The organism is Luteibacter sp. KNZ12-1A (genome assembly GCF_056755675.1).
Map to the genome: position 1 here is coordinate 1 of NZ_JBPGXU010000160.1, position 5,736 is coordinate 5,736.

Consider the following 5,736-nt stretch of genomic DNA (forward strand, 5'->3'; position numbering starts at 1 on the left):
GGGTCGGCTCCCGCCAGATCCGCCAGCTTGGTGGGAGCCGACCCTGTCGGCGATGGGCATGCCGAAACATGGACATCCGCGCGGCCGCCCGCAACAATCGCGGGATGACCGTCGCCACCGAACCCCCGATCCTGCTCGAAGCCCGCGCGCTCGGCTTCCTGCGCCAGGACGAACCGGTGTTCGGACCGTTGGATTTCAAGCTGCACGCGGGCGAGATCGCCCTCGTCGAAGGCGACAACGGCAGCGGCAAGACCACCCTCATGCGCGTGCTCACGGGCATGCTGCGGACCGGCGAAGGCGAGGTCCGTGTCGACGGTGCCACCTTCTCGCTCGACACCATGGCAGGCTTGGTCGTGTTCCTGGGCCATCACCTCGGTCTCAAGTTCGACCTTTCGCCACGCGAGAACCTCGCCGTGAGCGCCGGCCTTTACGGCCTGCGCGAGGGCATGGACGCGGGCGCCGCGCTGGCCGAGGTCGGCCTGGCCGGTTTCGAGGACGAGCCCGTGCGGCGGCTCTCGGCGGGCCAGAAGAAACGCGCCGCGCTGGCCCGGCTCCTGCTCGTGCCCGCACGCATCTGGCTGCTCGACGAGCCGTATGCGAACCTCGACCGCGAAGGCATCGCCCTGGTCAATCGCCTGCTCGAACGCCACACCGCACGCGGCGGCGCGGCCCTGGTCACCAGCCACGGCGCGGTCAGCTTCGCCGGCGGCGAGCCCCGACGTATCCGGCTGCACGCGTGAGGCCCGGCAGCACGCCTACCGCCTGCGCCGCGCTGCTGCGACGCGACCTCACCCTGGCCTGGCGCCGCCGCGGCGATATCGCCCTGCCCGTGCTGTACGCCGTCATCGTGGCCACCCTGTTCCCCTTCGCGCTGGGCCCCGATCCGGCGCTGCTGTCGCGGATCGCCGGTGGCGTGGTGTTCGTCACCGTGCTGCTCGCCATCCTGCTCTCGCTCGACCAGCTCTTCCGCGCCGACATCGAGGACGGCTCGATGGAGCAGCTGATGCTCGCGCCGCAGCCGCTCGCCCTGCTGGTGGCCATGAAGATCCTCGCCCACTGGATCACTTCCGCACTGCCCCTGATCGTGGTGGCGCCGCTGCTGGCGGGCATGCTCAGGCTGCCGCCGGGGGCCATGCCCGTGCTCATCGCCGCGTTGTCGCTCGCCACGCCGCTGCTGAGCCTCATGGGCGCGGTGCTGGTCGCCCTGACGGCGGGAACGAGGCGCTCTGGTATGCTTCTGGCGCTCATGTTGCTGCCGTTGTGCGTGCCGGTCGTGATCTTCGCCGCCGGAGCCGTGGCCGCCGCGCAGGAAGGGCTGCCCTGGATCGCGCCGATCGCCTGGCTGGGAGCCGGGCTCGCCCTGGCGCTCGTCCTCGCACCGCTGGCCTGCGCCGCCGCACTACGCATCGCCATGGACACATGAACGCACGCAACCACACGGTCCCATCGGGGGACTCACGGTGCTTGAACGAACCTGCGACGAGGATCGATGGCTAACTGGGTTCCGCTCTGGCTTCACCGCCTCGGCTCGCCGCCGGTGTTCTACCGCTTCGCCGGTGCCGTGCGCCCATGGGCGCTCGGCCTCGCGCTCGTGCTGGGCGCGGTCGCGCTGTACGGTGGCCTGTTCATCGCGCCGGCGGACTACCAGCAAGGCGACGCCTACCGCATCATCTTCATCCACGTGCCCAGCGCGTGGATGAGCCTGTTCATCTACGGGGCGATGGCCGTGGCCGCCTTCATCGGCCTGGTCTGGCGGATCAAGATCGCCGAAACCGTGGCGATGGAATCCGCTCCCATCGGTGCCGCCTTCACCTTCATCACCCTCGTCACCGGTTCGCTCTGGGGCAAGCCGATGTGGGGTACGTGGTGGTCCTGGGATGCGCGCCTCACCTCCGAACTGGTGCTGCTCTTCATCTATCTCGGCGTGATCGGCCTGTATCACTCGTTCGAGGACCGTCGCCAGGGTGCCCGCGCGGCGTCCTTCCTCGTGCTGGTAGGCGCGGTCAACGTGCCCATCGTGCACTTCTCGGTGAACTGGTGGAACACGCTGCACCAGGGGTCGACGGTGCGCCTGCTCGGCCCGTCGCACATCGAGGCGAGCATGCTCTGGCCGCTGTTGACCATGATGGCCGCCACCAAGCTCTATTACATCGCCAGCCTGTTCGCCCGCGTGCGCGCCGACCTCGTCGCCTCCGAAGGTGGCAAGGGCTGGGTGCGCGACCTGCTGGCCGGCCGCGCGGGAAACGATCCCGCATGAGCCAGGCCTTCGCCATGGGCGTCTACGGCTTCTATGTCTGGTCCGCCGTCGCCGTCTTCTTCATCGTCCTCTTGATCGACACGCTGGCCCCGTTGGCCCGGCGCCGCCGCAACCTGCGCGAACTCCGCGCACGGCTCGCGCGCCAGGAAAACCGCCGCCGGCCGGGAAACCCTCCAAGCAATGAACCCGACGCGTAAACGCCGCCTCGCCATCGTGATCTCGGTCGTCGCCGCCGCCGCCGTGGCGATAGGCCTGACCGTGTTCGCCCTGCAGCGGAACATGAACTACCTGTTCACTCCGAGCCAGGTACAGGAAGGACAGGCCACGCAGTACGCCACCTTTCGCCTCGGCGGCATGGTGAAATCCGGCTCCATCCAGCGTGCCGCCGACACCTTGAAGGTGAGCTTCATCGTCGTCGACGACGGTGGCGCGATGCCCGTGGAATACACCGGCATCCTGCCGGACCTGTTCCGCGACAACCAGTCCGTGATCGCCACCGGGCGCATGGACAGCGGCCGCTTCATCGCCAGCGAAGTACTCGCCAAGCACGACGAGAACTACATGCCGAAGGAACTCAAGGACGCCATGGCCAAGGCGCACGAGAACCGCAAGATCGACGACAAGAAGGACATGCCGCGGTGATCCCCGAACTCGGCCAGTTCGCGCTCGCGCTCGCGCTGCTGCTCGCCCTCGTGCAGGGCGTGTTGCCGATCCTCGGCGCATGGCGCGGCAACGCCGCCCTGATCGCCGTGGCGCGTCCGGCTGCCGCCGGCCAGGGGGTCTTCGTATTCGCCGCCATGGCGATCCTCATCCACGCCTTCCTGCACTACGACTTCTCGGTGGCCTACGTCGCCGACAACTCGAACCTCGCCCTGCCCTGGTACTACCGCATCACCGCGGTATGGGGCGCGCACGAGGGGTCGATGTTGCTGTGGGTCTTCATCCTCAACATCTGGTCGGTCGCGCTGGCTGCTTTCAGCCGGCACCTGCCGCCGGCGTTCGTCGCGCGCGTGCTCGGCGTGCTGGGCCTGATCGGCGTCGGCTTCCTCGCCTTCATCCTGTTCACCTCCAATCCCTTCGTGCGCGAGCTGCCGATGCCCGCGGATGGCGGCGACCTGAATCCCGTCCTGCAGGACCCGGGCATGACCTTCCACCCGCCCGTGCTGTACATGGGTTACGTGGGCTTCTCGGTCGCCTTCGCCTTCTCGATCGCCGCCCTGCTCGGCGGCGGCATGGAACAGGCCTGGGTGCGCTGGGCACGGCCATGGACGAACGTCGCCTGGGCCTTCCTGACCCTCGGCATCGTCGCCGGCAGCTGGTGGGCCTATGCGGAACTGGGCTGGGGCGGCTGGTGGTTCTGGGATCCTGTGGAAAACGCGTCGTTCATGCCCTGGCTGGTCGGCGTCGCGTTGATCCATGCGCAGGCGGTGACGGAAAAACGAGGTTCGCTCCCGGCGTGGACGGTGCTGCTTTCCCTGTTCGCCTTCTCGCTGTCGTTGCTGGGCACCTTCCTCGTCCGTTCCGGCGTGCTCACCTCGGTGCACGCGTTCGCCTCCGATCCGCGCCGCGGCCTGTACATCCTGGGTTTTCTCATCGTCGTGATCGGCGGATCGCTGCTGCTGTACGCGATCCGTGCGCCCAAGGTCGCCACGGGCAAGCCCTTCGCGCCGCTGTCGCGCGAAACCGGGGTCATGGTCGCCAACCTGTTGTTCACCACGGCGGCGGCGATGGTCTTGCTCGGCACGCTGTTCCCGTTGATCGGCGATGCCTTGAACCTCGGGCGCATCTCGGTCGGACCGCCGTACTTCGGCTTCCTGTTCGTGATGCTGATGGCGCCCGCGGTGCTCCTGCTGCCGTTCGGCCCGTATCTCCGCTGGGGACGCGCCGAAGGGCGGCAACTCACGGCGATGGCCTTGCGTGCCGGCGTCGCCGCGCTGATCTGCGCGGTCGCCGCCGCCTTCTTCGCGCAAGGCCATCTCCGCGCGATCGCCGGCGTGGCCGGTGCGGTGTGGGTCGGCGCGGGCACGCTGTCCTACATCGTCAAGCGTTGGCGCGAGATGCCGCGCGGCCGCCGCTATCCCGCCGAGATGGCCGGCATGCTGGTCGCGCATGCCGGCGTGGCGATCTTCGTGATCGGCGTGATGCTTTCCGAGTCGCTCAGCGTGGAGCGCGACGTGCGCCTCGCGCCCGGACAATCCGAGTCCATCGGTGGCTACGACTTCCGTTTCGACGGCGTCGAGGAGACCGAGGGTCCGAACTGGCGCGCGGACGAAGGCGTCGTCACGATCCTCCGCGACGGCGCCACCGTGGGCACGATGCATCCGCAGAAACGCACCTATTCGCGCGGCCAGGTGCAAACCGAATCGGCCATCGATGCCGGCCTGTTCCGCGACATCTACGTGGCCCTGGGTGAACCGATGGACGCGAACGACGTGCAAGGCGCATGGGCCTTGCGCCTGTATCACAAGCCCTTCGTCCGCTGGATATGGCTCGGCGGCCTGTTCATGATGGCGGGCGGTTTTCTCGCCGCGTGCGAACGCCGCTTCCGGGCGAAGAAGATCGCCGCCGAGGGCACGCTCGAACCGAAGGCGACGCCGGCATGAGCCGCCTGCTTCCCCTGATCGGCTTTCTGCTGCTGGTGGGCCTGTTCGGCTTCGGCATCTGGTGGAACACACAGCACGACCAGCGCGAGATCGCCTCGCCGCTGATCGACAAGCCCGCGCCCGCGTTCGCGCTGCCGGTGCTCGGCGAACCGTCGCGCACCGTGGACAAGGCGTCCCTGCTCGGCAAGCCCTATTTCCTCAACGTGTTCGCCAGCTGGTGCATCGAGTGCGTGCACGAACACCCGATGCTGATGACCGACATGAAGCGGCTCGGCCTGCCCATCGTCGGCTTCAACTACAAGGACGAACCGGAAGCCGCCACGGCGTGGCTCGCCGAGCATGGCAACCCCTTCGATGTGATCGTGGCCGACCGCGACGGACGCGCCGGCATCGACTTCGGCGTATACGCGGCGCCGGAAACCTTCCTGATCGATGCGAAGGGCGTGATCCGCTACAAGCGCATCGGCCCGATCACCCCCGAGGTGATCGAGAAGGAAATCCGCCCCGCCCTCGGCGCGCTGGCGAAGGAAGCGCCGTGATCCGCCGCGTCCTCCTCTGGCTGGCGCTGTGCCTGTCGCCCGCGATGGTTTGCGCGCAAGCCATCCAGCCCCTGCCGTTCCACGACCGCGCGGAAGAGGTGCGTTTCCAGAAACTGACCTCCGAGCTGCGCTGCCCGATGTGCCAGAACGAAACACTGGCCGACTCCAACGCGCCGATCGCGCACGACTTGCGCCGGCAAGTGTTCGAGATGATCCAGGCGGGCAAGAGCGACGACGAGATCAAGACCTACCTCGTCGACCGTTACTCGCAGTTCGTGCTGTACAAGCCGCCCGTCGAGCCGTCCACCTGGCTGCTCTGGTTCGGCCCGCTCGCCCT

General features: G+C 68.1%; 8 protein-coding genes. All 8 read left to right on the forward strand.

Features of this window, described 5'->3' with window-relative positions; genetic code table 11:
* Nucleotides 1–104 precede the first annotated feature (104 nt).
* Nucleotides 105–740 (forward strand): heme ABC exporter ATP-binding protein CcmA, encoded by a 636-nt coding sequence (gene ccmA, locus ACR9ZJ_RS18760; protein WP_481288619.1) that lies wholly within the window; start codon nucleotides 105–107, stop codon nucleotides 738–740.
* The gene (gene ccmB / locus ACR9ZJ_RS18765) at nucleotides 737–1,423 is read left to right on the forward strand and encodes a heme exporter protein CcmB (protein WP_481280118.1); all 687 of its coding nucleotides are present in this window, start codon (nucleotides 737–739) and stop codon (nucleotides 1,421–1,423) included. Before ccmA ends, ccmB begins: the two co-directional genes overlap by 4 nt.
* 66 nt (nucleotides 1,424–1,489) lie before the next feature.
* Complete coding sequence (locus tag ACR9ZJ_RS18770; RefSeq protein WP_481288615.1) at nucleotides 1,490–2,257, forward strand: heme ABC transporter permease; 768 nt, start codon at nucleotides 1,490–1,492, stop codon at nucleotides 2,255–2,257.
* Nucleotides 2,254–2,454 carry a heme exporter protein CcmD gene (gene ccmD / locus ACR9ZJ_RS18775; protein ID WP_481288616.1) on the forward strand — a complete coding sequence of 67 codons (201 nt, stop codon included), beginning with the start codon at nucleotides 2,254–2,256 and terminating at the stop codon, nucleotides 2,452–2,454. The genes ACR9ZJ_RS18770 and ccmD overlap by 4 nt, the downstream gene beginning before the upstream one ends.
* Nucleotides 2,438–2,899, forward strand: a complete 462-nt coding sequence (gene ccmE / locus ACR9ZJ_RS18780; protein ID WP_481288617.1) for a cytochrome c maturation protein CcmE — start codon at nucleotides 2,438–2,440, stop codon at nucleotides 2,897–2,899. Before ccmD ends, ccmE begins: the two co-directional genes overlap by 17 nt.
* Nucleotides 2,896–4,860, forward strand: coding sequence for a heme lyase CcmF/NrfE family subunit (locus ACR9ZJ_RS18785; protein ID WP_481280114.1), 1,965 nt, complete (start codon nucleotides 2,896–2,898; stop codon nucleotides 4,858–4,860). Before ccmE ends, ACR9ZJ_RS18785 begins: the two co-directional genes overlap by 4 nt.
* Nucleotides 4,857–5,399 (forward strand): DsbE family thiol:disulfide interchange protein, encoded by a 543-nt coding sequence (locus ACR9ZJ_RS18790; RefSeq protein WP_481288618.1) that lies wholly within the window; start codon nucleotides 4,857–4,859, stop codon nucleotides 5,397–5,399. The genes ACR9ZJ_RS18785 and ACR9ZJ_RS18790 overlap by 4 nt, the downstream gene beginning before the upstream one ends.
* A gap of 44 nt (nucleotides 5,400–5,443) precedes the next feature.
* Nucleotides 5,444–5,736 (forward strand): cytochrome c-type biogenesis protein (locus ACR9ZJ_RS18795; RefSeq protein WP_481288620.1); only part of this gene is annotated, 293 nt, incomplete at its 3' end.

Coding starts and splice junctions, on each gene's coding strand:
- ccmD (WP_481288616.1), top strand. CDS start 2,254: ATGAGCCAGGCCTTCGCCATGGGCGTCTACGGCTTCTATGTCTGGTCC.
- ccmA (WP_481288619.1), top strand. CDS start 105: ATGACCGTCGCCACCGAACCCCCGATCCTGCTCGAAGCCCGCGCGCTC.
- ACR9ZJ_RS18790 (WP_481288618.1), top strand. CDS start 4,857: ATGAGCCGCCTGCTTCCCCTGATCGGCTTTCTGCTGCTGGTGGGCCTG.
- ccmE (WP_481288617.1), top strand. CDS start 2,438: ATGAACCCGACGCGTAAACGCCGCCTCGCCATCGTGATCTCGGTCGTC.
- ACR9ZJ_RS18770 (WP_481288615.1), top strand. CDS start 1,490: ATGGCTAACTGGGTTCCGCTCTGGCTTCACCGCCTCGGCTCGCCGCCG.